Origin of the sequence: Serratia sp. Res13-Sevr-LER1-36-b (genome assembly GCF_015673035.1) — a bacterium.
In the GTDB taxonomy this organism is placed as follows: Bacteria; Pseudomonadota; Gammaproteobacteria; order Enterobacterales; family Enterobacteriaceae; genus Chania; species Chania fonticola_C.
Genome location: NZ_JADACK010000019.1, coordinates 155,869 through 182,523, shown reverse-complemented (window position 1 = coordinate 182,523; position 26,655 = coordinate 155,869). Strand labels below are relative to the sequence as shown.

Genomic DNA, 26,655 nt, shown 5'->3' with positions numbered 1-26,655 from the left:
TGGTGCGCTCTCCCTCTAGAGTATTCCTTCTTGATAGCAATAAGCGATTTGCCGCTATCCTGCTTAACTGGCGTCTGGCAGGCGGGATAGCCTGTGGTGCCTGCCGGGCGTCAATGGAGCGAGCCTTCCGTGTTGACCCTTCTTAATCTGCTTTCCGCCATTGCCATGCTGGTGTGGGGAACCCATATCGTCCGGACCGGCATCATGCGGGTCTATGGTGCCAATCTGCGCCAGGTTCTGAGCAGCAGCATAGAGAAAAAGCCGCTGGCCTTTGTGGCAGGTATTGGCGTAACCGCGTTGGTGCAGAGTAGTAATGCGACGGCATTGCTGGTTTCTTCTTTTGTAGCTCAAGGGCTGGTGGGTCTTGGGCCTGCGCTGGTGATTATGCTGGGGGCCGATGTTGGCACGGCGATCATGGCGCGGGTGCTGACGTTCAATCTCTCCTGGCTTTCGCCGCTGCTGATTTTTGTCGGCGTGATTTTGTTCCTTAGCCGCAAGCAAACCCGTGTAGGCCAGATGGGGCGCGTCGCCATTGGTCTTGGCCTGATTGTATTGGCGCTGGAACTGATTGTGGCCGCCGCTACGCCGATCACACAGGGCTATGGCGTCAAAGTGATCTTCTCGTCATTGACCGGCGATGTAATGCTTGACGCGCTGATCGGTGCCCTGTTTGCCATTATCAGCTATTCCAGCCTGGCAGCTGTGCTGTTGACCGCGACGTTGACCGCCTCGGGCGTGATTTCTCTACAGGTGGCGCTGTGCCTGGTGATTGGTGCCAACCTGGGCAGCGGCCTGTTGGTGATGTTGAACACCAGCGGCCAGAATGCCGCAGGACGTCGCGTGGCGCTGGGTAGCCTGTTATTCAAACTGCTGGGTAGTGCGCTGGTACTGCCGTTTGTTTCCCTGATTGCGCACGGTATTGAGCGGTTGCCAGGTAATGCAGAGGAACTGGTGATCTATTTCCACATGTTCTACAACCTGGTGCGTTGTCTGCTACAGGTGCCGTTGTCAGGGCCGATGGCCCGCCTGTGCGAAACGTGGATCGTCGATGCTCCTACAGAAGATCCCCGTTTGCGGCCACGCCACCTCGACGTCAGTGCCCTGGATACGCCAAGTTTGGCACTGGCCAATGCGGCGCGCGAAACCCTACGGATGGGAGATGTGATAGAGCATATGATGATCCTGCACCATGAGGTATTGCATGGTAAGCGCATCCAGGCCAAAGAAGTTCGCCGTCTGGACGATGACGTTCACGTGTTGTATACCGCCATCAAACTTTACCTGGCACAGATCCAGAAGGAAGACCTGGGAGAGGCGGATTCCCGCCGTTGGGCGGAGATCATCGAAATGGCCCTCAACCTGGAGCAGGCTGGCGATATTATCGAACGTATGGCTAGTGATGTGGCGGATCAATCACATGGCGCGCGCAGTTCGTTCTCCGCCGAAGGTCTGGCCGAGCTGGACCAACTGCATGAAAAGTTGACTGACAATCTGCGCCTTAGCTTGTCGGTGTTTCTCTCCGGTGATATCACCAGTGCCAAGCGGTTACGCCGCTCCAAGCACCGTTTCCGCATTCTGGATCGTCGTTACGCCCATGCGCACGTCGATCGCCTGCATCAGCAAAACGTGCAAAGTATCGAAACCAGCTCGCTGCATCTGGCGCTGTTGGGGGATATGAAGCGGCTTAACTCGTTGTTCTGCGCGGTGGCCTATAATGCACTGGATCAGGATGAGAAGGACGATGACCGTGACTGGGAGGAAAGTCCTAGAACACCATAGAGAATGAAGGGCCGTTGTTGGCCCTCAGATTGATGACAAAGTGGCAATGTTGGTGAATGGGTAGGGGCGCCGCATGCAGCGCCCCTTGTGAGTTTGTTTGCTATTAATCCACTTTCTTGATCGGGCGGCCAGACCAGTAACCCGCCAGCAGTGAACCGGACAGGTTGTGCCATACCGAGAACAGTGCGCCCGGCAGTGCGGCCAGCGGTGAGAAGTAAATCTTGCCCAGCGTTGCCGCCAGCCCGGAGTTTTGCATACCGACTTCAATAGCCAGCGTACGGCAGGTAGATTCGTCAAACCCGAGCATTTTTCCTCCCCAATAGCCCCCGAGCAGCCCGATCCCGTTGTGCAGGATCACCGCAATAATCACCACAAAGCCTACCGAGGCAATATGGCTCTGGCTGCCAGCCACCACCGCACTGATGATCGCCACAATACACACCATCGACAGGGCTGGCAGATAGGGCTCAACCCGCTTGACGGTTTTGGTGAAGCTGTGGTGGACGATCAGGCCCAGCCCAATCGGGATCACCACGATCTGCAGAATGCTGAATAACATCCCCATGATATCCACGCTGATTTCGGCATCGACATACAGGCGTGTCAACAGCGGGGTGGCAAAGACACCAACCAGCGTAGAAACGGCCGAAATGGTCACCGACAGGGCGACATCGCCTTTAGCCAGATAGATCATCACGTTGGAGGCGGTGCCGCTGGCTACGCTGCCAACGAGTACCATACCGGCGGAGAGATCCGGCGGCATACGGAACAGCATCGCCAGCAGCCAGGCGGCCAGCGGCATAATCAGGTAATGCAGGAAGATCCCCGCCGCTACCGGGCCGGGGCGCGACAGCACACGCTTGAAGTCATCCAGGCGCAGAGTGACGCCCATGGCAAACATGATCAGCATCAGCAGCGTACTGACGTAAGGGCTGATACCGGTAAAGGTCGACGGGGTGTAATAGGCCGCAATGGACAGCAGCACGGCCCATAATGGGAATAAGCGTGTGATTTTTGCCAGCATGAGAGAGGTTATCCTTTGCCAATATTGAACGGGTGTAATGGTGTGTGTTGTGGTGGGCCCAGTGCGCTGAGCCTCTGTAGATTCAGTTAAGGCCAATCAATCTCCCCTTACCCCGGCCCTCTCCCGATATGGCGTCCAGGGATGCCTGTTGTACTGTGGTGGGGAAAGGGGGCGAGTCCGGAGCTACAGGTAGGTGCAGATATTAACCTGTGGCATGTTCAGTCCCCTCTCCCTGTGGAAGAGGGTTAGGGTGAGGGGCTTATTCAAACAGATTGTGATGCAGCGTTTGTACCACGCGTTCCGCATCATCGCCCGGCACCAGGAAGCACAGGTTATAGCTGCTGGCTCCGTAACAGATCATGCGGATATTGAACGGGTCCAGCACGCCGAATACCTCTTTACCGACGCCGCAGGCCTGTGACAGCTTGTTGCCGATCAGGGCGACCAGTGCCAGATTTTCTTCCACTTCCACCCGGCACAGCGAGGACAGTTCGGTGAGCAGAGAGGTGGTTAGCAGGCTGCCTCCGGTGGTGGTGGAACCGGTGGTATCCATGGTCAATGCCACGCTGACTTCGGAAGTGGTGATCAGATCGACCGAGATATTATGCCGAGCCAGAATGTTGAACACCTCGGCCAGGAAGCCGCGTGCGTGCAACATGTTCAGGCTGTGCAGCGTCAGCAGGGTTTGCTTGCGGCGTAAGGCCAGCGCGCGGAACAGCGGCGGGTTTTCCGTGGTATTGCACACCAGCGTACCACCCGCGGCAGGATCTTTGCTTGAGCCGACGAAGACCGGGATGTTGCTGCGCACGGCAGGCAGCAGAGTGGCCGGGTGCAGCACTTTGGCACCGAAGGTGGCCATTTCCGCCGCTTCTTCAAAGGCAATTTTATCGATACGTTTGGCGGCAGGCACCACCCGTGGGTCGGTGGTATAAATACCCGGAACATCAGTCCAGATATCCACGCGGCTGACGTTTAATGCTTCACCCAGCAGGGCCGCAGTAAAGTCACTGCCACCACGGCCCAGCGTAGTGGTACGGCCTTTGGGTTCGCAACCGATAAAGCCCTGGGTGATCACCAACGCCTGTTGCAGGCGCGGCTTCAACAGGGTTTGAGCCAACTCGGTCAGCGCGGCGCTGTCCGGTACGGCGCGGCCGAAATGGTCGTCGGTACGCATCACTTTACGCACATCGAACCATTCTGCCTGTACCTTACGATCGCGCAGAATTTCCACAAACAGCAGGGTAGACATCAGCTCGCCATGGCTAACCAGTTCATCGGTCAGTGCGGCAGAGGTGGCCAGCGCAGCGGCTTCCGACAGCGTGGTGATATTTTCCAGCATGCGGTCGATTTCTTCGCGAACCACCATCGGGTTAGCCAGGCGATCGAGAATGGCGTATTGAATGCGGCGGATTTCGGCCAGTTGTTCGTTGCGCTTGTCGGTTTCGCAGCCTTCGGCCAGGGCCACCAACAGGTTGGTGATACCGGCAGAGGCGGACAGAACCACCAAGCGGACATCGGGATTAGAAAGTACCACGTCGGCGCTGCGGTTCATCGCCTCGAAATCGGCCACGCTGGTGCCGCCGAATTTGGCTACTACGGTTGCGTTTTGGGGTGCTGCTTGAGTCATGTAAAACCTCGTGTCAGGGACGCCATTCAAATTGGCATTTAATTTCCATAAGCCTTGGCACAAGGGAAGAGCGGTAAACAGGGAGCAGGCGTAGAGGTTGAGGCTACGATACACCCAGAAGCGCCCCACCTTGCTGACTGCTCATACAGAGCAGCCCATGGTGACAACTCAGGGGATTCAGCCCCTGTAGCCGACGTGATGATTGCCGTAAGCATCTCGCCTCGGCGTCGCTCCCCCTCCAGTGCCGTCATCGGATAATGGCTCCTCTGACACTCTACCTGGGCGACGCGCCTCTTCTGGCTTGCACAGTGGATGTGCAAGTAGGCTGTTAGGAATAACGGGTTTATTGGCTACTGTCAACGGGAAGACGCTGAGGGATTTTCATCTGCGCTCAGCGGGGAGCAGAGCGACCGAATATTGCGGACTGCGCATCAAGAGAAAAGCGTGGTGAGAGGGACGTTTCAGCGTTGTGATAACAGGCTGTTAGGTGAAATATCAGCAGATTGTTGTGGAAAGGTAAAAATGGGGTGCAGCGGTCTGAGAGTTAACGCCTATCGCAAGAAAAGAGATCATAATCACAGTCGAACAGGCTACAATCGGTCCATCACCTCATATTCATTCTCAAGCATAAGAGCGCCGCTATGAAAAATATCAATCCTAGTCAAACCGCTGCTTGGCAAGCCCTGCAGCAACATTTCGAACAAATCAAAGACGTCCAGATCCGTGACCTGTTTGCTCAGGATAGTGAGCGTTTCTCCAAGTTCTCTGCCACTTTCAACGATCAGATGCTGGTGGATTACTCCAAAAACCGCATCACCGCAGAAACCCTGGAGAAGCTGCAGGCACTGGCGAAAGAAACCGACCTGCAAAGCGCGATCAAATCGATGTTCTCCGGTGAGAAAATCAACCGTACGGAAGATCGTGCCGTGCTGCATGTTGCCCTGCGTAACCGCAGCAACACGCCAATCATTGTTGATGGCAAGGACGTGATGCCAGAAGTCAATGCGGTGCTGGCGAAGATGAAACAGTTCTGCGACCGCGTCATTGGCGGCGACTGGAAAGGTTACACCGGCAAACCGATTACCGACGTGGTCAACATCGGCATCGGCGGCTCAGATCTCGGCCCTTATATGGCAACCGAAGCGCTGCGCCCCTATAAAAACCACCTGAACATGCACTTTGTTTCCAACGTAGACGGCACCCATATCGCCGAAACGCTAAAACCGTTGGATCCGGCGACTACGCTGTTCCTGGTGGCGTCTAAAACCTTCACGACTCAGGAAACCATGACCAACGCCCACAGCGCGCGCGACTGGTTCCTGAACACCGCTGGCGATCAGCAGCACGTCGCGAAACACTTCGCCGCGCTGTCTACCAACGGTAAAGCGGTGGCCGAGTTTGGTATCGACACCGACAATATGTTCGAATTCTGGGACTGGGTGGGGGGCCGTTACTCTCTGTGGTCGGCAATCGGCCTGTCTATCGCGCTGTCTTTGGGTTTTGAAAACTTCGAGCAGCTGCTGAGCGGCGCGCATGAGATGGACAAGCACTTTGCCCAGACGCCTGCCGAGCAAAACCTGCCGGTGCTGTTGGCGCTGATCGGTATCTGGTACAACAATTTCTTCGGCGCAGAAACCGAAGCGATCCTGCCGTACGACCAGTATATGCACCGGTTTGCCGCTTATTTCCAACAGGGCAACATGGAGTCTAACGGCAAATACGTTGACCGTAACGGCAATCCGGTAGATTACCAGACCGGCCCGATTATTTGGGGTGAACCAGGCACCAACGGCCAACATGCGTTCTATCAGCTGATCCATCAGGGGACCAAGCTGGTGCCTTGCGACTTTATCGCTCCGGCCATCAGCCATAATCCATTGAGCGACCACCACGCCAAACTGCTGTCGAACTTCTTCGCACAGACGGAAGCGCTGGCGTTCGGTAAATCTCTGGACGTGGTTGAGGAAGAGTTCGCTGCACAGGGTAAAACGCCGGAAGAGGTCAAGCACGTTGCCCCATTCAAAGTGTTTGAAGGCAACCGCCCAACCAACTCCATCCTGCTGCGTGAGATCACTCCGTTCAGCCTGGGTAGCCTGATTGCCCTGTATGAGCACAAGATCTTCACCCAAGGCGCGATCCTCAATATTTTCACCTTTGACCAATGGGGCGTAGAGCTGGGTAAACAGCTGGCTAACCGTATTCTGCCGGAACTGGCGGGTAAAGAAGCGGTGACCAGCCACGACACCTCAACCAACGGTTTGATCAATCGCTTTAAAGCCTGGCGTTAAGTTGCTCTGAATAGCCGCCAATAAAAAACCCGCCGCGGCGGGTTTTTTGATATCTGTAGGGATTACAGATTGATTGGTACTGCCATGCTGACACCGGCACCCACGTCATCGGCGGTGCTGTTGTTGTTATCGGTGTACCACAGACTGGTATCAAACTTCACTTGTGAAGCGAAGTTATAGCCCCAACCCAACTGAATGCCTTTCAGCGTGTCGGATTTCGGGAATGCCTGGTTAATGCTCTGGTTCATCGGGTTCACCTTGGCATACACCAGGCGAGTGCTCCAGCGCTGACCATCGTCCAGCACCAGCTCTACACGGCCGGACAGCATCTGACCGTCACCGCCCATCGCGTGGCCCAGCGGGTAACCTTGTTGGTAGTAGCCGTCTTTATAGTTATGATGTGTATAAACATAACCCTTACGTCGCATATCTGCGCGGGTATCAGCCCCTTCAATATACCAGTTGATAACGGTTGGACCCCACTCTGGGTGGCCTTCCAAACCAAGCAGATAAGTGTTTTGTGATGGCAGGAAACCTGCCTCATCTTCACCCACCAACTGGCCATACAGGCTGACAGGCATACCGATCAATGGCTGCATTTTCAGCTTGAAGTCGAAACCGGCGAGCTGGTTGCCAGGATCGTTACCCTGACCGGAGTCATCGTTATCACGGCCAGCAAAGGCGTCCCAGAATGAACTGAAGGATTGCGGACGACCATCGCCACCCCACTGCATAATGCGCGAGGCACCCAGCTCCACGAAGTCGGTTGGCATCATGGTCAGACGGCCACCGATCAGCTTGGTGTTAGGTACGGCAGTATATTGTGACAACTGGCCTGCGGTGATCTGATATTGCCAACGACCAATCCAGGACAGCCAAGGCGTTTCAAACGGGGATTGATCGGCTCGTTGCAGCATAAAGCCAGCCACAGGGCGTGCGGCGTCGGAACGGATCAGGCTGCCGTCATAGCCAGGCCCCCACCATTGAGAGACCTCACCGAATGACAGCCACTGGTTCCACACTTTGATGGCACCGTATGAACCGTTCATATTGAATTTGGAGCCATCAGAGACGCGCTGGTCGCCTTCTACGGCACCTTGCAGACGCACGTCCCAGAACTCACCGTTGGCGCCGGCGCCGATGGTCAGGCTGCTGTCGGCATAGTGACTCTGACCGAAGCCCTGCGGCGTGCCCGGTTTGTCGGTAGAGGTATAACCGGTGACGGTAACATTGGCTTTTAAGTCACCCACCCGGCGCTGTACGCGGTCAATGACGGTTTTTTCTGTGTTGGTCACCGGCTTGGCTTGCGCCAGCACCGAGTTGATCTCTTCCTGGCTTAGCGGCCAGGTAGACAGGCTGACGTTAATCACACCGCGATCGGATAACCAGGCGAGGTCATTGCGCAGATCGTTATCAGGAGTCACCAGTCCGCCGGCGTAGCTGGCAAACGAACAGGTGAAAAGGCCTGCCGCGACCAGTGCGTGGAGTTTAGCTCGCATGAAAGTTCCTTTCTAGATTACGGGAATTTAGAGGCATAATGCCTGAGACTACGCCCATGATAGAGGACATTTCAATTTGCTACAAATATATACAAGCGTAATCAATTTACACAACTAATTGAAAATAGGGTAATTCGCCTGAAGATAAACCCTCAGAGCAACTTTAGGAAAAAGCCCATTAGGCATTTCTGCACTAATAACTAGCCGAACGACGGGAGAAGTCATGGCAAAAACATCACGATCATTGATGATCGCAAAAGGGTTGCAGCGGGTACTAAACGTGGGGTTGCTGCTATTGGCGGCGATTTTGGTGGTTTTTTTGGTCAAAGAAACCTTTCATTTGGCGAAAGTATTATTCGTCAGCAACGAGGAGTCTTCTTCGTATCAGCTGATTGAGGGGATCGTGATTTATTTCCTCTACTTCGAATTTATCGCCTTGATTGTTAAATACTTTGAGTCGGGTTATCACTTTCCGCTGCGCTACTTTATCTATATCGGCATTACCGCGATTATTCGTTTGATCATCGTTGATCATGAGAACCCTTTTGACACGCTGATTTATTCCGGCGCCATATTAGTACTGGTGGTGACCTTGTATCTGGCCAACACCGATCGGCTGAAGCGGGAGTAAACATAAAAATGGCGGCCCAGCGAAGGCCGCCAAAGACACAGTTCATAGAGAGAAGCAAAGTACATCAAACGTATTGCAGTGGCATAAATTAACCTTTCACTCCTCCCGCCGTCAGGCCACCGACCAACCAGCGCTGCGCCAGCAGGAATACTGCGGTGATCGGAATGGCGGACAACACCGCTGCGGCGGCGAAATCACCCCATAGATAGTTCTGCGGATTGAGGTATTGCTGCATGCCGACGGCCAGCGTGTAGCTGTTCACGTCACGTAACAGCAGTGAAGCCACCGGCACCTCGGTGATCGCCGCGATAAACGACAGAATAAACACCACCGCCAGGATCGGGACTGAAAGGGGGAGCAGCACCAGACGGAACGCTTGCCAAGGTGTGGCACCGTCCAGTGCGGCGGCTTCTTCCAACGAGTTATCGATGGTTTCGAAGTAGCCTTTAATGGTCCAGACGTGCAGCGCAATACCGCCCATATAGGCGAATATCACACCGCCGTGGGTATTGAGGCCGATAAACGGAATGTACTGTCCCAGGCGATCGAACAGGGCGTACAGTGCGACCAAAGACAGCACCGCCGGGAACATCTGGAAGATCAGCATGCTTTTCAGCAGGGTGCTTTTGCCACGAAAACGCATGCGGGCAAAGGCGTAGGCACAGGTGGTAGAGAGCGTCACTATTCCCACGGCGGTGATCGCCGCGACCTTAATCGAGTTCCACAGCCATAACAGCACTGGGAAAGGCGGTGGGGTGATACTGCCATCCGCCTGGGTGACGCTCATCCCCAGCGCCAGCCGCCAGTGGTCCCAGGAGATCTGATCCGGGATCAGACTGCCGGTGGCAAAGTTACCGGAGCGTAGCGAAATCGCTATTACCATCAGCAACGGGAACATGATCAGGGCAATAAAGCTCAGCATCAGAATATGGGTGATCCACAGGCGTACGCGCTGGGATTTGGGTTGCACCATGGCCATTGTCGTTCTCCCTTAGTCAAAGTTCATCTTGCTGGCTTTCAGGTTCAGGATCGCCAGTGCGCCAACCAACAGGAAAATCAGCGTGGCAATGGCCGCCGCCAGCCCGAAGTCCTGACCCCCACCGCCTTCAAACGCGATGCGATAGGTGTAGCTCACCAACAGATCGGTATAGCCGGCCGGTGTGGTGGTGCCGATCATGTCTGGCCCGCCGCGGGTCAGCAGTTGGATCAGCACGAAGTTGTTAAAGTTGAAGGCAAAGCTGGCAATCATCAGCGGCGTCAACGGCTTGATCAGCAGCGGCAGGGTGATACGGAAGAAATTCTGCATCGGGCTGGCGCCGTCCATTGCCGAGGCTTCATACAGATCGTCGGGAATGGCTTTCAGCAGGCCCATACACAGGATCATCATGTACGGATAACCCAGCCAGGTATTGACGACCAGGATCATGCTCTTGGCGGTGAGTGGATCGGTGAACCAGGCCGGTTTAATGCCGAACAGCGCGTTGAGCATCAGGTTGATTTCACCGAAGCTCTGGTTAAATAACCCTTTGAAAATCAGAATGGAAATAAACGAAGGCACCGCGTAGGGCAGGATCAGCAATACCCGATACACCGCTTTGCCTTTCAGCGCTTCCCACTGCACCACGCAGGCCAGCACCATGCCTACGGCCACGGTGAGGATCACGGTCATCACCGAGAAAATAATGGTCCAGACAAAGATGGAGATAAACGGCTTCTGGATGCCTTCATCGTTGAGCACCCGTAAGAAGTTTTTCCAGCCGATGGTGACGGTATAACCCGGGCTGAGGGTGTCGGTGGCCCAATTACCCTCGGCGTTGATGGCCTGATAGAAACCGATATCCGGGTTAGGGCGATACTGTACCTGGGTCTGGTTATCGGTCAACGTGCTGCCGTCTTTGGCTAGCGTGTATAACGGACTGGTGCCGGAGAACTGGCGCAGGGAACTCATGCGCAGCTCGCCACCTTCTGGCAGGATGGCAACAATCTGGCTCAGCGTCTGGCGATTCTGGGTGATCACGCGCAGCGTAGCGCGCTCACCGGCAGGCTCAGCGCTTTCTACCGCCAATTTCAACGTTTGTGGCTCACTGGCGTTGAGGCTAAACGGCGCAGAAATCAGCAGTTGGCCGCTATCAGGATGAGTTAACTGCAAACGCCACTGTTGGTTCTCTGCCGGATACAGCCCGAAGGTGAAGGTTTTACCGGTCTGGAATTGGCGTTGCATCAGCACCGACTGAGCGCGTTCGAAGGTCAGTTGGTTGGTGCTACTGTAGTTGGTAAAGGCGATGGCGATGGTGCAAATCAGCGGGAACAGGACGAACAGCCCCATTCCGGCGACGCCAGGATAGACGTAGCGCCAGGCATAGGCACGGCGGTTGGCGAACACGTAGAGTCCTGCACTGACCAACACCAGCGTCAGGATGGCGAACAGATATTCTCCCTGTGCATACATCACCACAATCAGATAGCAGGTCACCAGGCTGAACAGGCCGACAATCAGCCATTTCAGTATGTCACTCTGCCACCACTTCGATTTTTTTCGCGCGGGTGTTCCGGCGTGAGCAAGTTGCATAGGGCTTTCCTTTCAGGTGTTACCGCGAGAGGCCAACGGCCTCTCACACAGCAGGGCAAAGGCGGGCATCACAGCCCGCCAATGGCCAGGGTATTACTTGGTGATACGGGTATGAGCATCTTCCAGTGCGGCTTTCACCGTCTGGCGGCCTGTGATGGCGTTGATCACGGCGCTACGCATTGCATACCAGAAGGTACTCATCTGCGGGATGTTTGGCATGATTTCGCCGTTTTGCGAGTTCTGCATGGTGGCGGCAATCTTCGGATCTTTTGCCAGCTGTTCCTGGAACGATTTCAGCGCCACGGCACCCAACGGTTTATCTTTGTTAACGTCAGCCAGGCCCTGATCGGTGATCAGGTAGTTCTCCAGGAACTCGGTCGCCAGTTCTTTGTTCGGGCTGGCGGCGTTGATGCCTGCGGTCAGCACGCCAACGAACGGCTTGGATGGTTTGCCCTGGAAGGTTGGCAGCAGCGTGACGCCATAGTTGATTTTGCTTTGCTCGATGTTGGTCCAGGCCCAAGGCCCGTTGATGGTCATCGCCGTCTGGCCCTTGTTGAAAGCGGCTTCGGCAATCGAGTAGTCGGTATCGGCGTTGATGTGCTTGTTCTTCACCAGATCGACGATGAACTGCAGGCCAGCCTGTGAACCGGCGTTGGCTACGCCCACGTCTTTGATGTTGTATTTGCCATCTTCAAACTTGAAGGCATAACCGCCATTGGCGGCAATGACTGGCCAGGTGAAGTAGGGTTCTTGCAGGTTCCACATGATGGCGCTTTTGCCTTTGGCGCGCAGCTCTTTATCCAGCGCCGGGATCTCTTCCCAGGTTTTTGGCGCTTCTTTGATCAGGTCTTTGTTATAAATCAGCGACAAGGCTTCCACCGCGATCGGGTAACCGATCAACTTGCCGTCAAAGCGTACCGCATCCCAGGTGAACGGATAGATTTTTTCCTGGAAGGCTTTGGAAGGGTGGATTTCTGCCAACAGGCCCGATTGCGCGTAGCCCCCAAAACGGTCGTGAGCCCAGAAGATGATATCCGGGCCGTCACCGGTAGCGGCAACCTGCGGGAACTTCTCTTCCAGTTTGTCCGGGTGTTCGATGGTCACTTTGATGCCGGTGTCTTTCTCAAACTTTTTACCCACCTCGGCCAGGCCGTTATAGCCTTTATCGCCGTTGATCCAGATAACCAGTTTGCCTTCTTCTATTTTGGCGAAAGCGGAGGAGGAGAGCACCAGCGTCGTTAATGCTGAAAGCGCCAGCGTGCGTACGGTTGTTGTCATTGTGCGATTCATAAATCCAATCCTTCTGTGGGGACTGCGGTAAGGAGAGCGGTTACGCGCTAATAGTGGGTCACAACCCGCTGTGTTCTCATCCTCCCCCCGTCTACGCCCCATGCCTGAGTAGTGTGATCCAGCTAGCAAACCGCCCTATTCTGTGGTGTCGGACACTAAAAGGCAGGGCTATTTTTGCAAGGAAGATCACAGATTTGCCTTCTGCCGGGAACTTTCGCCGCGCATCGTCGTTCTCTCATCCTCCCATCTCCTCCCCCATGAAAAATCCTGTTACGGATGATTACCCCTCCTTGCCATTACCCCACTATTGGCAACATTGATTTTTACCGCCTAACGCTGCAGGAACCCGGACCTATGTCACCAGTGCGTACCGCTACTCACCCTACGTTGTACCGGATCCATCCGGTCAGTTTCCGCGATGGAAACGGCGATGGTGTGGGCGACGTGCGCGGCATGATGGCGGCATTGCCCTATCTGAAAGCACTGGCGGTGGACGGGCTGCTATTGCCGCAGGCGTTATCGCCAGAGGCTGGAGCGGAAGTGGCCGGGCACGGGCTGGCACTTTGGCACAGTGAAGGCACTCAGCGTATCTGCCGCAGTGCCGCTCCCGAACAGCACTATGCCCGCAGCGCGTTGGCGCTGGAAGTGGTGCCGTTCAGCTGCGAAAAGCTGGTGGAGGTATTACATACGCATCGTCACCAACTGGGCGAAAAAGTCTGGAGCACTGGCGAAATCGATCAGCCGCGGGTGGTCAGCCATTGGGGGCAAGGCGATCTGCGTTCTGCGCAGGCTTTCCTGACCCTGCTGGCATTGCTGCCCGCTCCTATCTGTTTGTATCAGGGCGAAGAATTGGGCTTGCCACACGCGGCGGATCTGCAAGAACCGCAGGGGGCACAAACCCCGATGCCTTGGCATGAAGCGCCGGAGCAGGTCACCGCAGGAGAGATCCACTGGTACCAACAGGTCGCGATAGAACACCGTGCGTTGGCCATCAGCCGCCAGCAACACGACCACCATTCAACCTTACGTTACTGCCAGGCTCTGTTGGCCCTGCGTCAGCACCCGGTGATCCAATGTGGTGCTCTGAACCAGATTAGCCAGGAAAATGGCGTTATTCGCTTACTTATTACCCATCAGGATCAATGCCTTGAAGCGCTGATCAACCTACAGCCTTATACTCAGCCGGCCGCACCGGCTGAGGCGACCAAGCCTATGGCATGGCAGTACGGTGCGCAGCAAGAGGGTCATCAATGGGTCTTGGCGGGCTTCGGTTCCGCCATCTTCACACGAAATGTTAACTGCGAAAGCAGGGGAGTAACGCATGGCTAGCGTCACACTGCGCAGCGTTTATAAGGCCTTCGGCGAGGTCGTGATTTCCAAAGACGTCAATCTGACTATCGATGACGGCGAGTTTGTGGTGTTTGTCGGGCCATCCGGCTGCGGTAAATCAACGTTGCTGCGCATGATCGCCGGGCTTGAGGATATTACCTCTGGCGATCTGTTCATCGGCGAAAAACGGATGAATGAGGTGCCGCCTTCCGAGCGCGGTATCGGCATGGTGTTTCAGTCTTACGCGCTGTATCCGCATCTGTCCGTGGCCGACAACATGTCGTTTGGCCTGAAGCTGGCCGGGGCTAAAAAAGCGGAAATTAATCAGCGGGTTAATCAGGTGTCCGAAGTGCTGCAATTAGCGCATTTGCTGGACCGACGCCCAAAAGCCCTGTCCGGTGGACAGCGTCAGCGTGTGGCGATTGGCCGTACGCTGGTGGCTGAACCCGATGTATTCCTGCTGGACGAACCACTTTCCAACCTGGATGCCGCACTGCGGGTGCAGATGCGCATTGAGATCTCACGTCTGCACAAGCGGCTGCAGCGCACCATGATTTACGTCACCCACGACCAGGTCGAAGCGATGACGCTGGCTGACAAAATCGTGGTGCTGGACGCCGGACGTGTGGCCCAGATCGGTAAGCCGCTGGAACTCTATCACTACCCGGCCAACCGCTTTGTCGCGGGCTTTATCGGCTCGCCAAAAATGAATTTCCTGCCGGTGAAAGTGACCGGTGTGGAAGCGCTGCGGGTACAGATCGAACTGCCGATGCCCAATCGCCAATTGGTATGGCTACCGGTTGAAGGAGAGGGCATTGAGGTTGGGGCCAACCTGTCGTTGGGCATCCGGCCAGAACATCTGTTACCGAGTTCCGAATCTGAAGTGACATTGATGGGTGAGGTACAGGTGGTTGAGCAGCTCGGCAACGAGACGCAAATCCACATCCAAATTCCGGCAATTCGTCAAAACCTGGTTTACCGCCAGAACGACGTGGTGCTGGTAGAAGAAGGTGCAACATTCGCCATCGGCCTGCCGCCACACCGCTGCCACCTGTTCCGCGAGGACGGGACGGCGTGTAAACGGCTGCATCAGGAACCGGGTGTTTAAAGCATCAAGGTCTGTATAACAGGAGAATAATGATGACTACTCTGCGCAAACTTCCTCTGACTCTGGCTGTCGCCGCCGGTGTCTTATCCTCATCAGCGATGGCGGTGGATTTCCACGGCTACGCACGTTCCGGTATCGGTTGGACCGGGAGCGGCGGTGAGCAACAGTGTTTCCAGACCACCGGTGCCAGCAGTAAGTACCGTCTGGGTAACGAATGTGAAACCTATGCGGAACTGAAACTGGGCCAGGAAGTGTGGAAAGAGGGCGACAAGAGCTTCTACTTCGACACCAACGTGGCCTATTCCGTGTCGCAACAGTCTGACTGGGAATCCACCAGCCCGGCCTTCCGTGAAGTTAACGTGCAGGGTAAAAACCTGATCGACGCGTTGCCAGGTGCCAACATGTGGGCCGGTAAGCGCTTCTATCAACGTCATGACGTTCATATGATCGACTTCTACTACTGGGACATCTCAGGTCCTGGTGCCGGTCTGGAAAATATCGATCTGGGCTTCGGCAAGCTGTCTGCTGCCGTGACCCGTAACACCGAATCCGGTGGTTCCTTAGGCTATATCGACAATCAACGTGACGAGCGTCCAACCGTCAACGATACCTACGACCTGCGTTTGGCTGGCCTTGAGCTGAACCCTGGCGGTACGTTGGAACTGGGTGTGGATTATGGCCGTGCCAATGAGCAAGACGGTTACCACCTGGTCGACGGGGCAAGTAAAGACGGTTGGATGTTTACTGCGGAACATACCCAGAGCATCCTGGGCGGCTTCAACAAATTCACGGTGCAGTACGCTACCGATTCCATGACTGCGCAGAACAACGGCCGCAGCCAAGGCTCTTCCATTGATAACAACGGCAAGATGATCCGCGTGCTGGATCACGGTGCCATCGACTTCAACGATGATTGGGCAATGATGTACGTTGCCATGTATCAGGACGTTAACCGCGACAATGACAACGGCACCACCTGGTACACCGTGGGCGTGCGCCCAATGTACAAATGGACGCCAATCATGAGCACCCTGATGGAAGTTGGCTACGACAACGTGAAGTCTCAACGTACTGGCGATCGCAACGGCCAATACAAAGTCACCCTGGCACAACAGTGGCAAGCGGGTAACAGCATCTGGTCACGTCCGGCGATCCGTGTCTTCGCGACCTACGCCAACTGGGATGAGAAGTGGGGCTACGCAAACAACGATTCCGGTGCGGGCTACAACGCAGGTACGGCTTATAACGATACCAGCATGCATACCTTCAGCCGTGGTAAAGACAGCGAAGTCACCTTCGGTGCCCAGATGGAAATCTGGTGGTAATACTGGCTTGACGGGAGGGCGTCTGCACGCCCTCCCTCTTACCGTTTAACCGGCAATAGTGCGCTTGCCTGCCCGCTGCCGGGATACACGCTTAAAGCGAGAGGGTAATAACAATGAAAAAAAATCTACTGTCACTCTGCCTGTCTCTGGCGTTGACCGTCGGCGCACCGCTGGCGACCTATGCCGATACTCCGGCCAACGTTTCTGTCGCACCGGCCATCAGTGCCGCCACCCTGCAAAGTTTGCCTTGGCAGCCCTTGGTACCGCCGGTGACCCAGGATGTCCAACTCAATACCGTCAGCCCACAGATCAACCAGGGCCAGATCCAGGGGGCCGTTGCCGCATTTGCGCTGCCGGCCGATCGGGGATCGCTGGAAATCCAACTGAGCAGTCTGGCCAATAAAAACTCAATCTATGCCCCAAGCGTATTGGTGCTGGATGAACATATGCGCCCGGCGGCCTATTATCCGAGCAGCTATTTCGCTTACCAGCCACCGGGCGTGATGTCCGCCGATCGGCTGGAGGGCACGTTGAAACTGACCCCTGCGCTGGGGCAAAAACAGATTTATCTGTTGGTGTACACCACCCAGCAGGATCTGGCTAAAACCACCATCCTGACCAACCCGGCCAAAGCCTACGCCCAAGGGGTGGGTAACGCGGTACCGGACATCCCGGATCCGATCGCCAGCCACAGCACCAGCGGCACGTTGAAGCTGAAGGTGACAGCAGAACAAGGGGCCAGCAACATCATGATTGGCATGCTGCAATCGGCTCCGGCAACGCCACCGGTCGTGGTGGGTGCCACCGCTCCGGCAGTTGCGGCACCAGCACCGGTTGCCACCGCACCGGCAGAGCCGATGCTCAATGATACCGAGGCTTACTTCAATAACGGCATCAAACAGGCGGTCAAGGCGGGGGATATTGATAAGGCGCTGAAACTGATGAATGAGGCTGAAAAACTGGGTTCCACCACCGCTCGTGAAACGTTTATTGGCAGCGTGAAAGGCAAGGGGTAATCCCCCACGCTACCGATGCTGGCTTGATGATTGGTGCGCTTCGGCGTACCTTTTTTCATCCGCAAGTTATTTATATCCAGCAGACGGGGGCTTCCTTGCCCAAGCCTGGCGCCAACAGCGCGAACTCCCTTTCGTTATGACATCTTCCACTACGACAGCCTGCCGTTTTCCCCTTGATAATGGGGGGACGCGTTACGTCACGAATCTGCCTGCCGCTTTTGCATTTCTGCGTTACAATGAATTTCTGTTAACAGTTTGTATGGCTTGGCGCGGCACGTAGCCTCCGGCCTGGAGTAGCATAATGTCTGACATTAGGGAGCCCATCCTGCCGCCTATTGAGTGGTTGTCTGAACATTCCTCAATACCTGCCGCCGTTAGCGATTGGCTGATGGAGTTAGGTTCCATGACCCGCCGTTTTGAGCGCCATTGTGGCCGCGTGCAGGTAGAACCTCAGCGTGAATGCTTCATCACTCGTGACCAGCTTGCCGAAGAGGCGGTTCATCTGCCACATAGCGAGCGCTATTGGCTGCGTGAGATCGTCTTGCTGGGTGACGGCGAGCCTTGGCTGCTGGGGCGTACGGTGATCCCACAGGAAACACTGACCGGGCCGGATCTGGCACTGGTCGATCTGGGGACGTTGCCACTGGGCCGTTATCTGTTCAGCAGTGAAAGCCTGACTCGTGATTATATCCATGTTGGCCAGCAGAAGGATCTGTGGGCGCGGCGTTCTCGCCTCCGTCTGGCGGGAAAACCATTGTTACTGACGGAACTGTTTCTACCGGCCTCTCCACTGTATGCGGTGGAAAAGGGCACTCCGGCATAATTAGGGGAGAAAGAACTTTGGAAGGGAGCGTGATTCAAAGCAAATGGCAGGCCTATTGCCATCTGATGCGTATCGATAAGCCGATTGGCACGCTATTGTTGCTGTGGCCCACCTTGTGGGCATTGTGGTTGGCAGGGGGGGGAGTTCCTTCGCCGTCGGTATTGCTGGTCTTTGTGCTTGGCGTTTTCCTGATGCGTGCTGCGGGTTGCGTGGTGAATGACTATGCCGATCGCGCTTTCGATGGGCATGTGAAACGCACCGCTGGCCGCCCGATGCCGAGCGGCCGCGTCAGTGAAAAAGAGGCCAAGATCCTGTTTGTCTCGCTGGTGCTGGTTTCCTTTGCGCTGGTGTTGACGTTGAACGCCATGACCATCTGGTTGTCGCTGGCGGCTCTGGCGCTGGCCTGGGTTTACCCGTTTATGAAGCGGGTGACCAATCTGCCTCAGGTGGTGTTGGGGGCGGCGTTTGGCTGGTCGATCCCGATGGCCTATGCCGCTGTCAGCGAGTCGCTGCCACTGAGCTGCTGGTTGCTGTTTCTGGCCAACATTTGCTGGACGGTAGCTTACGATACCCTGTATGCCATGGTCGATCGTGACGACGATTTGAAGATTGGGATCAAGTCCACCGCGGTGCTGTTTGGCCGCCATGACAAGCTGATCGTCGGGTTGTTGCAGTTTGCTACGTTGTTGCTGATGTTATGGGTGGGTTATCTGATGCAGCTGGGGGGCGCGTTTTACTGGTCACTGTTGCTGGCCGGGGCGTTGTTTATCCATCAGCAAAAGCAGGTGGCTGGCCGCGAGCGCGATGCCTGCTTCCGTGCTTTCCTGAATAACAACTACGTTGGCTTGGTGTTGTTCATCGGTATTGCGCTTAGCTACGTGTGATTTGCCTAACGCAAAAAGTAAAAAGGCATCCATTATCGGATGCCTTTTTCGTGGTAACGGGCCTGCAAGTTACTCGTCTTCTTTTACTACTTCAGCCGCCAGCGCTGGGGTATTGGTTTCTTCCGGCATGCTCACGCTTTCGATGGTCAGCTTGATTTCCGGGGTGATCAGATCGCTCAACATGGTGTAAACCTCCATGGTGTGCTCGCGGATCGCATCGCCAATATCATTGATAAAGCCTTCTTCACGCAGCGTCGCCACCAGGGTGGAGAACACCGCCTTATCGAAGAATTCCGGCGCGTTGATGCCATGCAGCACCGACAAACGCTGGGCCATAATGCGGCTCTCTTTCTCCAGGGCACCCCGGTTGATACTTGGGTTGGCGCTGAGGATCGACATGGTGATGGCATAGCGTTGCAAGGTTTCACGCACGCCAGCGGCCAACAGCTGCAACGGACGGATGCGCGCAGGGTTCAGCACCAGCTCATCGCCTTTGCTACAAATCAGCTGCTGACGTATCAACTCTTCGATCAGCGGTTGCAGCACTTCGGCTAGCTGTTCTTTGTCGTAACGCAGGAACAGCTCGGCCTTCAGCATCGGATAGATCAGGCTGACCTGACGCAGCAGCTCAACGCGCGACACGCGTCGGTGATGCATCACGATAGACGCGATCAGTGAAGGCAGTACCAACATATGATGGATATTGTTGCGATAGTACGTCATCAGTACCGCCTGCTCGCGCGGCAGAATGATGATGTCACCGATGTTGTCCTTCTCCACTTCAAACTTGTTCATGTTTAAAGCGTGATCCAGCAACTGGTCTGGCGTTTGTGTTGGTACGGTGGCGTCCGGTGCATAAGGCACGTTACGCATTAACTGTAAGTAGCATTCCAGCTGCTCAAGCAACTGCTCACGGGTCAGCGAACGTTGGCGTGAGGCCAGCAGCGCGGTAGAACACAGGTTCATGGCGTTGGCGGCGGCAGCGTTGTTGATACGCACCATGATCTGAGCCGCCAGATCGTTGACCGCAGGCGTCAGCCAGCTTGGGCGCTGTGCTTCGATCGGGTCGATAGATTCACGCCAATGCGGGACGTTTTGGTTCAGGTAGGTAGTCAACGGCAGCGGTTCGCCAAAGTTCACGTAGCCCTGGCCGAGGTTGCGTAGCTTGCGCAAGCCGCGCACCATTTGCAGCAGGCTCTCTTTCTCTTTGGTCGCACCACGCAGCTCTTTGGCGTAAGTACCTACTTCCATCACGTGCTCGTAACCGATATAAATCGGCACCAGGGTGATCGGACGGGTACCGCCGCGCAGCATGGCCTGAATGGTCATCGACAGGGTGCCGGTTTTCGGTTCCAGCAGGCGGCCGGTACGGGAACGACCACCTTCAACAAAGTATTCTACCGAGTAACCACGGGTGAACAGCTCACCGAGGTATTCACGAAACACGGTGGAATAGAGTTTGTTGCCCTTGAAAGTGCGGCGGATAAAGAACGCGCCCAGGCGGCGGAATATCGGCCCGGCAGGCCAGAAGTTCAGGTTAATACCCGCTGCGATATGCGGTGGCACCAGCCCTTGATGGTAGAGCACATAGGACAACAGCAGATAGTCCATATGGCTGCGGTGACACGGCACATAGACGATCTCGTGGCCATCCTGCGCCAACTGACGCACACGCTCGGCGTTGGTGACGTTGATACCCTGATACAGCCGGTTCCAGGTCCAGCTCAATACGCGGTCGGACAGGCGCACCGTTTCATAGGAGAAATCGGCGGCAATCTCTTCCATCAGCGCAATTGCGTTCTGCTGGGCCTTTTCGTGGGAGATCTTTTTGCTGCGCGCTTCGTCTTCGATCGCTTTTTCAATCGCCTTGGAGGACAGCAGCTTTTTGAACAGATCCTGACGGGCAGGCAGGCTTGGCCCAACGGCGGCAAGGCGCTGACGAGCGAAGTGCATGCGGGCGACACGGGCCAGTTTTTGCGCGATGGTCTTATCGGTGCCGTGCTCGGTCGCCATCCGGCGTAGGGACACGGTGTTGGAGAAACGGACAAAGCTGTCGCGCCCCAGCCACAGTACGGCGAAGAACTTCTGTACGCCGTTCAGCAGGCGCAGGTGCGGCGTGCCGTGGCCTTCGCGCCCTGGGGAGCGGCCAAACATCACCGAAACCGGCAACATCTGAATATCGAGATCCGGGTTGCTGCGGTGCAGATCCAGATAATCGTGGAACAGTTTTACCGATTCTTCTTTGGGGGTGTAATAGCGGAATACGCGTGGGCCATCGTGGATAAACACGTAGCTTGGCAGCACGGTGCCATCGATTTCCAACGGGTTAAGGGGATCGGGCAGATCTTGCGCCAGACACTGGGTGCGCAAGGTGAGTAAATCCGCCTTGGAATTATAAGGTAAAACATACAAAATCGGTCGTGAGGGATCCAACCCTAACTCCGTGACCGGATCTGAAGGGATAACCTTACTTCTTACCAACATTTTTAGTGGTAAGTTCAATATCTTATAATAGATTTTACGCCAACCTGACATGACAACGTGAAGCCTCTTGTTAGCAATTCGCCGCAAGCATACCAGAAACCGGGTAGCAGATCTGTGGCGTTGGGAAATCCACGGCCGTTCACGGCAATGGAAGTACATAGTTGAATTATACCTGATGGATATCAAATTGGCCGCTCTAGCGCATTCATGCGCTCGCGGCATTGGTATGACATAGCTAGGTGATTAAGGTATTCCAACCTTGCTGTATACTGCGCTGCGATAAAAATGTGATTGGACTGGCAAATCTGTCTGGAACGTTGCAGCTGCAACACGACGGGTACATGATCCATCTTGGAGAAAGGCGTTCTTAACTATGGCAAATCAAGCAACTGGCCTGACGCGTATCATTAAAGCTGCGGGCTATTCCTATAAAGGTTTAACCGCTGCCTGGCAGAACGAAGCCGCATTCCGCCAGGAACTGGTGGCGACGGTAGTCGCTATCATTGTGGCGGTTTGGCTGGACGTGGGGGCGATAGCGCGCATCTTGTTGATCGGCTCGGTGCTGCTGGTGATGATTGTCGAAATCCTCAACAGCGCGATTGAGGCCGTTGTCGATCGCGTGGGTACGGAATATCACGAGCTTTCCGGGCGGGCCAAAGATATGGGCTCGGCGGCGGTATCGCTGGCAATCATTCTGGCGCTGTTCGTTTGGGTTTCGGTACTTTGGCAGCATTTGGCGTGAAAACCGGCAGGCATCGTTGCGATCCCGCTCGCTACCTGCTGATTTTTATTTATTCTTCGGTTCCCAATCCAGACTTAGCTGTATATACTCACAGCAAGACTGTATAAACAAACAGGGGGCGGAATGAAAGCACTAACTACCAGACAGCAAGAGGTCTACGACCTGATTCGCGATCATATTTCGCAAACGGGCATGCCACCGACGCGTGCCGAGATCGCAATGCGCCTGGGGTTCCGCTCACCAAATGCTGCAGAAGAGCACTTGAAGGCGCTGGCTCGCAAAGGCGTTATCGAGATCATCTCCGGTGCATCACGCGGTATCCGCTTGCTGATGGAAGATGAAGAGGGGTTACCTCTGGTGGGCCGTGTGGCTGCCGGTGAACCTCTGTTGGCTCAGCAGCACATTGAAGGGCACTATAAGGTGGATCCTTCACTGTTCAAGCCTAATGCCGATTTCCTGCTGCGCGTTAGCGGCATGTCGATGCGAGATATCGGCATCCTGGATGGCGATCTGCTGGCAGTGCATAAGACTCAAGACGTACGCAACGGCCAGGTTGTCGTCGCCCGTATTGAAGACGAGGTCACGGTCAAGCGCCTGAAGAAACACGGTAACGTCGTCGAACTGCTGCCAGAAAACAGTGAATTCCAACCGATCGTGGTCGATCTGCGCCAGCAGAACTTCACCATCGAAGGCCTGGCGGTGGGTGTGATCCGCAACGGTGACTGGATCTAACCGCTTTACCTCGTATTACAGCCCTTTAAAACGGCAAACTTCGCCCCATCTCTGGGGCGATGTCATTTCTAAGCTACGCTAAAATCCATGCTTTTACGGGAACATATCGCCATGCGCCTGCTTTCTGCCTTCACCAGCAACACCGACAAAGCTCTGTGGCGTCTGGCGTTGCCGATGATCTTCTCCAATATTACCGTGCCCTTGCTTGGCCTGGTGGATACCGCCGTTATCGGCCATCTCGATAGCCCTAGCTACCTTGGCGGGGTCGCGGTGGGGTCAATGGCCACCAGCTTCCTGTTTATGTTGTTGCTGTTCCTGCGTATGAGCACCACCGGGCTGACTGCGCAGGCGCTGGGGGCGCAAGATCCCTACCGGCTGGCTCGCGCCTTTATGCAGCCGTTATTGTTGGCGCTGGTGGCCGGGCTGGCGATTGTGCTGTTGCGAGCCCCATTGATCACCTTGGCGCTGAACATTGTGGGGGGCGATCGGGAAGTATTGGTACAGGCCAGGCTATTTTTGGAGATCCGCTGGCTGAGCGCTCCGGCGGCGTTGGCCAATATGGTGCTGCTCGGCTGGTTGCTGGGAGTTCAGTACGTGCGGGCGCCGGTGATCTTGCTGATCGTCGGTAACCTGCTGAACATCGTGCTGGATATCTGGCTGGTGATGGGGTTGGGTTGGAACGTGCAGGGGGCCGCGGCTGCCACGGTGATTGCGGAGTACTCCACGCTGCTGCTAGGTTTGTGGTTAGCATGGCGGGTACTACGCATGCGGGGGATTTCGCTGGCGATGCTGCGTACCGCCTGGCGTGGGGATCTGCGCCGCCTGCTGGCACTTAACCGCGACATTATGCTGCGCTCGTTATTACTGCAACTGTGTTTCGCCTCGTTAACCATTCTGGGAGCCCGCATGGGCGGAGAAGTGGTGGCGGTGAATGCGGTGCTGATGAATTTACTGACCTTTACCGCCTACGCGCTGGATGGTTTTGCCTACGCGGTGGAAGCCCATTCCGGCCACGCCTATGGTGCGCGGGACGGGCGGCAACTGCATAACGTATGGCGTGCAGCCTGTCGGCAGGCTTGCCTGGTTGCCTGTGGTTTTGCCGTTATTTATCTGTTTGCCGGGCAGCAGATCGTGGCGGGCTTAACCTCGCTGCCGGAATTGCGTGCGCTGGCAAATCATTATCTGCCTTGGCAAGTAGTGCTGCCCCTGGTGGGGGTTTGGTGCTACCTGCTGGATGGCATGTTTATCGGCGCCACCCGTGGAGCAGAAATGCGTAACAGCATGGCGGTAGCCGCAGTGGGCTACGGGCTGACGTTGTTCACCCTGCCGGTATTAGGCAACCACGGTTTATGGCTGGCTCTGGCGGTATTCCTGGCACTGCGCGGGGCTGCTTTGGGCTGGGTTTGGCACCGTCATAGCGTGCAAGGCACCTGGTTTTCATCCCCTAACTAGCGATACATAGGCCAGACTAGTTGATGATTCTGGATGGGTATTCACATTTAGTTACATGTGTCGGGGGCTGTTATGCTTCGCTTGCTTACTGTTTTAATGGCGTTTTTTGCTATTAAGACTTTTCCTAACCCTATTTCATGCTGCTTTTCGAGCGCTTTTCGTGATGGGTGACTATAGTTAATCACGTGGCTGGCGAATTAAGCCCGCGCTTAATTGGCAACGGACGCATTAGATAACCTTAAATTTGACTCAGTTAAGTCCAGCCAGATTTATCTAAAACTGACAACCAAGAGTAACGGAGAGATTATGAACAAAGATCAAGCCGACGGTAACTGGAAGCAGTTTAAAGGTAAAGTGAAGGAAAAATGGGGCAAGCTGACCGATGACGATATCACCGTGATCGAAGGGAAACGCGAACAGCTGGTCGGTAAAATCCAGGAACGCTATGGCTACCAGAAAGAGGCAGCCGAAAAAGAAGTCAAAGCCTGGGAAGAACACAGCAAGTATCGTTGGTAGCGCGATGAGCCGCTGAGTATTGCGGCGCTACGACACCATCCGGCCTGGCAGATTTCCCCCCTGCCACGGCCACGGGAACAAGGATGTACCCGCTCCCTCCTGCAATCTAATCCGCTTATTTTTTCTTTACCACAATGCTGTGGTCATGATCGCAATCGTGTTGGTTCTCACAATTTTCTACCACCACACAGCCAGAACACAGACCGTGGGCTTCCACTACGCTGTGCCGCAGCACAAACCCTGATTCTTGAGCCAGTTTCTGCAAGGTTTCTTCCACCCCTTCGGTAGTACGCTCCGTGACCTGTCCGCAGCGATCGCAGATAAACAGGGCAGAGGTATGCATAGGTTGTTCGAAGTGGTGGCACAGTACATAGCTGTTTGCCGATTCAACGCGGTGGATAAACCCCTGTTCCAGCAAGAAATCCAGTGCACGATAGACCGTAGGTGGCTTGGCCTGCGGTTCTGCCACACGCAGTAAATCCAGCAAATCGTAAGCGCTGATGGCGCCGGGTTGCTCAGCCATCAGGCGTAACACTTCCAGCCGTTGCGGGGTCAGTCGCACGTTGCGTTGCTGACAGAGTTGTTCAGCCTGCGCGAGCAGCTTTTCCTGGTTGGTTGAGTTCATGGCAATTATCCGGCTATGCAAAGAAGCCGATTTTATCATGTTTCAACGCAATCGCCGAGGGTTGCCCCGCTTTCCCTGGATAACGCGGCTAATAGGGCGATTTTCCGCAGCAAGACTAGGCAGAATGAGATGCAGGTCACGGTTTGCCGCTTTATGTCATAGGTTCCACTCGGGCACGGCGGTATAACCCATATGGAGCCAAACCTTTCAGGAGCCTGGGATGTCAGAAAGAGAGAAATTGCTGCGCGGCGAGGTATATAACAGTCGTGATGATGAGCTGATTGCCATGTACCATCGGGCGCGGAGCCTGACTAAACAGCTCACAGCATTGGATTCACATCAGTCTGAAGAGAAACAGCGTCTGTTGCGTGAGCTGCTTGCGGCCTGGGGGGATGACAGCTGGATTGAATTACCGTTCTGGTGCGACTACGGGCAGCATATCAGCATTGGCAGGAACTGTTTTATCAACGTCAATGCGGTGTTTCTTGACTGCAACACCATCACCATTGGCGATAACACGCTGATTGGCCCGAACGTGCAAATCTACACGCCAAGCCACCCTCTCAAGGCCAGTGAGCGGTTTACCGGCAATGCCGATTTTCCGTTCCATACCTCAGCCAGGCCGGTGGTGATTGGCAGTAACGTCTGGATTGGCGGCAACGTAGTGATCCTGCCTGGAGTCACCATTGGTGATGGCACCACCATCGGCGCGGGCAGCGTGGTGACCGAGGATATTCCGGCTAACGTGTTGGCGCTTGGGCAGCCGTGCCGCGTGATCCGACAATTGGAATAAGGTCGTGTGAAAACGTTATCGCTCTGAGATCCTAATCAGGATGAACGACGATTTTCCCAAGAGCGTGGATTGTCGTTATAATAGCCGTTTGCGGCATCGGCACAGCGCGTCGGTTGTCG

22 protein-coding genes and 1 riboswitch are annotated in these 26,655 nt (G+C 55.4%); of the genes, 14 read left to right on the top strand and 8 right to left on the bottom strand.

Annotated features, from left to right (window positions below; genetic code table 11):
* Positions 1 to 129: 129 nt before the first annotated feature.
* Positions 130 to 1,779 (top strand): Na/Pi cotransporter family protein, encoded by a 1,650-nt coding sequence (locus IMQ33_RS14135; protein ID WP_024528025.1) that lies wholly within the window; start codon positions 130 to 132, stop codon positions 1,777 to 1,779.
* A gap of 103 nt (positions 1,780 to 1,882) precedes the next feature.
* On the opposite strand, the gene panS is transcribed toward IMQ33_RS14135, so the two are convergent.
* Both panS and lysC read right to left on the bottom strand, forming a co-directional pair.
* Complete coding sequence (panS, locus tag IMQ33_RS14130) at positions 1,883 to 2,803, bottom strand: ketopantoate/pantoate/pantothenate transporter PanS (RefSeq protein ID WP_024483999.1); 921 nt, start codon at positions 2,801 to 2,803, stop codon at positions 1,883 to 1,885.
* Positions 2,804 to 3,062: 259 nt separating this feature from the next.
* The gene (lysC, locus tag IMQ33_RS14125) at positions 3,063 to 4,430 is read right to left on the bottom strand and encodes a lysine-sensitive aspartokinase 3 (RefSeq protein WP_196062360.1); all 1,368 of its coding nucleotides are present in this window, start codon (positions 4,428 to 4,430) and stop codon (positions 3,063 to 3,065) included.
* Positions 4,431 to 4,540: 110 nt separating this feature from the next.
* A riboswitch (Lysine riboswitch) is annotated at positions 4,541 to 4,734 on the bottom strand.
* Between the two features lie 337 nt (positions 4,735 to 5,071).
* On the opposite strand from lysC, the gene pgi reads away from it, so the two are divergent.
* Entirely contained in the window at positions 5,072 to 6,718 is a 1,647-nt protein-coding gene (gene pgi, locus IMQ33_RS14120) for a glucose-6-phosphate isomerase (protein WP_065684838.1), read from the top strand.
* 62 nt (positions 6,719 to 6,780) lie between these two features.
* Here pgi and IMQ33_RS14115 read toward each other — a convergent pair whose 3' ends face one another.
* Entirely contained in the window at positions 6,781 to 8,217 is a 1,437-nt protein-coding gene (locus IMQ33_RS14115; RefSeq protein ID WP_196062359.1) for a capsule assembly Wzi family protein, read from the bottom strand.
* Positions 8,218 to 8,440: 223 nt separating this feature from the next.
* On the opposite strand from IMQ33_RS14115, the gene psiE reads away from it, so the two are divergent.
* A complete protein-coding gene (gene psiE / locus IMQ33_RS14110) occupies positions 8,441 to 8,848 on the top strand; it encodes a phosphate-starvation-inducible protein PsiE (RefSeq protein ID WP_025119581.1) in 408 nt (135 codons plus the stop codon).
* Between the two features lie 88 nt (positions 8,849 to 8,936).
* Here the strand turns inward: psiE and malG are convergent, their stop codons facing one another.
* From malG to malE, 3 genes are all read right to left on the bottom strand, one after another.
* Positions 8,937 to 9,827, bottom strand: coding sequence for a maltose ABC transporter permease MalG (gene malG, locus IMQ33_RS14105; protein WP_024483994.1), 891 nt, complete (start codon positions 9,825 to 9,827; stop codon positions 8,937 to 8,939).
* A 12-nt stretch (positions 9,828 to 9,839) separates the two neighbouring features.
* Positions 9,840 to 11,417: a maltose ABC transporter permease MalF gene (gene malF / locus IMQ33_RS14100; RefSeq protein ID WP_098929631.1), complete on the bottom strand. Its 1,578-nt coding sequence runs from the start codon at positions 11,415 to 11,417 to the stop codon at positions 9,840 to 9,842.
* A gap of 93 nt (positions 11,418 to 11,510) precedes the next feature.
* On the bottom strand, positions 11,511 to 12,707 hold the full coding sequence (gene malE / locus IMQ33_RS14095) for a maltose/maltodextrin ABC transporter substrate-binding protein MalE (RefSeq protein ID WP_024528018.1): 1,197 nt from the start codon (positions 12,705 to 12,707) through the stop codon (positions 11,511 to 11,513).
* A gap of 354 nt (positions 12,708 to 13,061) precedes the next feature.
* On the opposite strand from malE, the gene IMQ33_RS14090 reads away from it, so the two are divergent.
* The 6 genes from IMQ33_RS14090 to ubiA all read left to right on the top strand — a co-directional run bounded on the left by IMQ33_RS14090 (position 13,062) and on the right by ubiA (position 19,192).
* Positions 13,062 to 14,036, top strand: a complete 975-nt coding sequence (locus IMQ33_RS14090) for an alpha-amylase family glycosyl hydrolase (RefSeq protein ID WP_161713148.1) — start codon at positions 13,062 to 13,064, stop codon at positions 14,034 to 14,036.
* The gene (gene malK, locus IMQ33_RS14085) at positions 14,029 to 15,144 is read left to right on the top strand and encodes a maltose/maltodextrin ABC transporter ATP-binding protein MalK (RefSeq protein ID WP_059199032.1); all 1,116 of its coding nucleotides are present in this window, start codon (positions 14,029 to 14,031) and stop codon (positions 15,142 to 15,144) included. Before IMQ33_RS14090 ends, malK begins: the two co-directional genes overlap by 8 nt.
* A 29-nt stretch (positions 15,145 to 15,173) precedes the next feature.
* The gene (locus IMQ33_RS14080; RefSeq protein ID WP_029710986.1) at positions 15,174 to 16,469 is read left to right on the top strand and encodes a maltoporin; all 1,296 of its coding nucleotides are present in this window, start codon (positions 15,174 to 15,176) and stop codon (positions 16,467 to 16,469) included.
* A 113-nt stretch (positions 16,470 to 16,582) separates the two neighbouring features.
* Positions 16,583 to 17,485 carry a maltose operon protein MalM gene (gene malM, locus IMQ33_RS14075; protein WP_024528014.1) on the top strand — a complete coding sequence of 301 codons (903 nt, stop codon included), beginning with the start codon at positions 16,583 to 16,585 and terminating at the stop codon, positions 17,483 to 17,485.
* A 301-nt stretch (positions 17,486 to 17,786) separates the two neighbouring features.
* Positions 17,787 to 18,308 (top strand): chorismate lyase, encoded by a 522-nt coding sequence (ubiC, locus tag IMQ33_RS14070; RefSeq protein WP_021180819.1) that lies wholly within the window; start codon positions 17,787 to 17,789, stop codon positions 18,306 to 18,308.
* 17 nt (positions 18,309 to 18,325) lie between these two features.
* Positions 18,326 to 19,192 (top strand): 4-hydroxybenzoate octaprenyltransferase, encoded by an 867-nt coding sequence (gene ubiA / locus IMQ33_RS14065; RefSeq protein WP_065684844.1) that lies wholly within the window; start codon positions 18,326 to 18,328, stop codon positions 19,190 to 19,192.
* A 69-nt stretch (positions 19,193 to 19,261) separates the two neighbouring features.
* Here ubiA and plsB read toward each other — a convergent pair whose 3' ends face one another.
* The gene (gene plsB / locus IMQ33_RS14060; protein WP_098929639.1) at positions 19,262 to 21,727 is read right to left on the bottom strand and encodes a glycerol-3-phosphate 1-O-acyltransferase PlsB; all 2,466 of its coding nucleotides are present in this window, start codon (positions 21,725 to 21,727) and stop codon (positions 19,262 to 19,264) included.
* A 322-nt stretch (positions 21,728 to 22,049) separates the two neighbouring features.
* On the opposite strand from plsB, the gene IMQ33_RS14055 reads away from it, so the two are divergent.
* From IMQ33_RS14055 to IMQ33_RS14040, 4 genes are all read left to right on the top strand, one after another.
* Complete coding sequence (locus IMQ33_RS14055; RefSeq protein WP_161713149.1) at positions 22,050 to 22,418, top strand: diacylglycerol kinase; 369 nt, start codon at positions 22,050 to 22,052, stop codon at positions 22,416 to 22,418.
* A gap of 123 nt (positions 22,419 to 22,541) precedes the next feature.
* Positions 22,542 to 23,150 (top strand): transcriptional repressor LexA, encoded by a 609-nt coding sequence (lexA, locus tag IMQ33_RS14050; RefSeq protein ID WP_021180815.1) that lies wholly within the window; start codon positions 22,542 to 22,544, stop codon positions 23,148 to 23,150.
* A gap of 111 nt (positions 23,151 to 23,261) precedes the next feature.
* On the top strand, positions 23,262 to 24,602 hold the full coding sequence (gene dinF / locus IMQ33_RS14045) for an MATE family efflux transporter DinF (RefSeq protein WP_196062358.1): 1,341 nt from the start codon (positions 23,262 to 23,264) through the stop codon (positions 24,600 to 24,602).
* 306 nt (positions 24,603 to 24,908) lie between these two features.
* Entirely contained in the window at positions 24,909 to 25,118 is a 210-nt protein-coding gene (locus IMQ33_RS14040; protein WP_024483982.1) for a CsbD family protein, read from the top strand.
* A gap of 115 nt (positions 25,119 to 25,233) precedes the next feature.
* Here the strand turns inward: IMQ33_RS14040 and zur are convergent, their stop codons facing one another.
* Positions 25,234 to 25,743 carry a zinc uptake transcriptional repressor Zur gene (gene zur / locus IMQ33_RS14035; RefSeq protein WP_065684847.1) on the bottom strand — a complete coding sequence of 170 codons (510 nt, stop codon included), beginning with the start codon at positions 25,741 to 25,743 and terminating at the stop codon, positions 25,234 to 25,236.
* Between the two features lie 220 nt (positions 25,744 to 25,963).
* Here zur and IMQ33_RS14030 point away from each other — a divergent pair, with 220 nt between their 5' ends.
* Complete coding sequence (locus tag IMQ33_RS14030) at positions 25,964 to 26,536, top strand: sugar O-acetyltransferase (protein WP_065684848.1); 573 nt, start codon at positions 25,964 to 25,966, stop codon at positions 26,534 to 26,536.
* Positions 26,537 to 26,655: the final 119 nt, after the last annotated feature.